The following is a 2028-nucleotide window of genomic DNA, read 5'->3' as shown; positions in this document are numbered from 1 at the left end:
GGTCGACGACGTCCTGGCCAGCCCCGTGATCGCCGACCCGTTGCACATGCTGGAGATCGTCATGCCCTGCGTCGGTGGTGCCGCGGTGGTGGTCGCCAACGCCGACCTCGCCGGGCGGGCGCGCCATCGGCCCGTGTGGGTCAAGGGATTCGGTGAACACGTGCCGTTCAAAACCCCGACCTACGCCAAGGACCTGCTGCACACTCCCATCGCGGAGGCCGCAGACACCGCGTTCGCCATGACCGAGCTGAGCCGCGAGCAGATGGACATGGTGTCGATCTACGACTGCTACACCATCACGGTGCTGCTGTCGCTGGAGGACGCGGGCTTCTGCGAGAAGGGCAAGGGCATGGAGTTCGTCGCCAACCATGACCTGACCTTCCGGGGCGACTTCCCGCTCAACACCGCGGGCGGACAACTGGGCTTCGGTCAGGCCGGGCTCGCCGGCGGCATGCACCATGTCTGCGATGCCACCCGGCAGATCATGGGCCGCGCGGGCGCGGCGCAGGTCGCCGACTGTCACCGCGCCTTCGTGTCCGGCAACGGGGGGATCCTGTCCGAGCAAACCACGCTGATCCTCGAGGGGGATTGATCCCGACATGGCCACCTTCGAGCGCCCGATGCCCGTGAAAACCCCGACCAGCGCACCGTTTTGGGACGCGCTGGCGCAGCACCGCATCGTCATCCAGTATTCGCCCTCGCTGGGCGGCTACGTGTTCTACCCACGGGTGCGCGCACCGCGCACGCTCGCCGACGATCTGGAATGGCGAGAGATCTCCGGGATGGGGACGTTGTATTCCTACACCGTGGCGCGCCGCCCGGTCAGCCCGCACTTCGCCGACGCCGTCCCGCAGCTGCTGGCCATCGTCGAATGGGACGAGGGGCCAAGGTTTTCCACCGAGATGGTCAACGTCGATCCCGCCGACCTGAGGGTGGGGATGCGAGTGAAGCCGGTGTTCTTCGACTACCCGGAGCACGACGTGACGATGTTGCGGTACGAGCCGGCCGACTGATCTCGCCGCAGCGACTATTAGTCCGCAGCCAGCGGCGGCGCTGCCGGCCCACTAAGTTGGGCCGTGCGCGTTGCGCGGCAATCGAACACGGAGATGCCGGCGCCGGGCGCACGGTTGACACTGTGATCGGCGCCATTATCTACTAGTCGCAGATCCCCCCGAGGAGCGCGGCATGAACAAGGACGACTTGATCCTGATCAGCGTGGACGACCACATCGCCGAGCCCGCCGACATGTTCGAGGCCCACGTCCCCGCGACGTACAAGGACCGCGCGCCCCGGGTGGTGACCGAACCCGACGGCGTCCAGCAGTGGTATTACGGCGAGGTTCGCGGCCGGAACATGGGATTGAACGCCGTGGCGGGGAAGCCCCGCGAGATGTACAACATCGACGCTTCCCGCTATGACGAGATGCGCCCCGGTTGCTTCAACGTCGACGAACGGGTCCGCGACATGAACGCCGGCGGTCAGCTGGCCGGCCTGAACTTTCCCAACTTCACCGGCTTCTCCGGCCAGGTCCTCAACCAGGGCCCCGACCGTGCGGTCAACCTGGTGATGATCAAGGCCTACAACGACTGGCATATCGACGAGTGGTGCGCGGCATACCCGGGCCGATTCATCCCCTGCGGCATCCTGCCGCTGTTCGACGTGGCCGAGGCGGCGAAGGAGGTCAAGCGCCTCGCCGGCAAGGGCTGCCACGCGGTGACGTTCTCGGAGAACCCAGAGGCGTTGCAAATGCCCAGCATTCACACCAAGTACTGGTACCCGCTGTTCGCGGCGGTCTGCGAGAACAACACGGTGCTGTGCACGCACGTCGGGTCCGCGTCACGGAGCCCGCAGGTGTCGACGGACGCCCCGCCCAGTGTGCAGATGACGGCGTCGTCGATGATGAGCATGTTCACCTTCACCGAGCTGATCTGGGCCGAGTTCTGGGCGGACTTCCCCCAGCTGAAGTTCTCGCTCACCGAGGGCGACGTCGGCTGGATACCGTATTTCCTGTGGCGCGCCGAACACGTC

At 66.2% G+C, this 2028-nt stretch carries 3 protein-coding genes; all 3 read left to right on the top strand.

The features are described from left to right. A partial coding sequence (locus tag A5713_RS04900; RefSeq protein WP_197516295.1) for a thiolase family protein occupies positions 1-592 on the top strand: 592 nt, incomplete at its 5' end. A 7-nt stretch (positions 593-599) separates the two neighbouring features. Next, complete coding sequence (locus A5713_RS04895) at positions 600-1013, top strand: Zn-ribbon domain-containing OB-fold protein (protein WP_067918475.1); 414 nt, start codon at positions 600-602, stop codon at positions 1011-1013. 172 nt (positions 1014-1185) lie between these two features. Then, positions 1186-2028: amidohydrolase family protein (locus A5713_RS04890; protein WP_156751754.1), on the top strand; the 843-nt coding region annotated here is incomplete at its 3' end.

It is taken from the genome of Mycobacterium sp. E2497 (assembly GCF_001668695.1).
Classification (GTDB): domain Bacteria; phylum Actinomycetota; class Actinomycetes; order Mycobacteriales; family Mycobacteriaceae; genus Mycobacterium.
The sequence above is the reverse complement of the archived record's forward strand: the minus strand, read 5'-3'. Positions and strand labels throughout refer to the sequence as shown.

Excerpts from the sequence above, each read along its gene's own strand:
- A5713_RS04895 (WP_067918475.1), top strand. The coding sequence starts at position 600 with ATGGCCACCTTCGAGCGCCCGATGCCCGTGAAAACCCCGACCAGCGCA.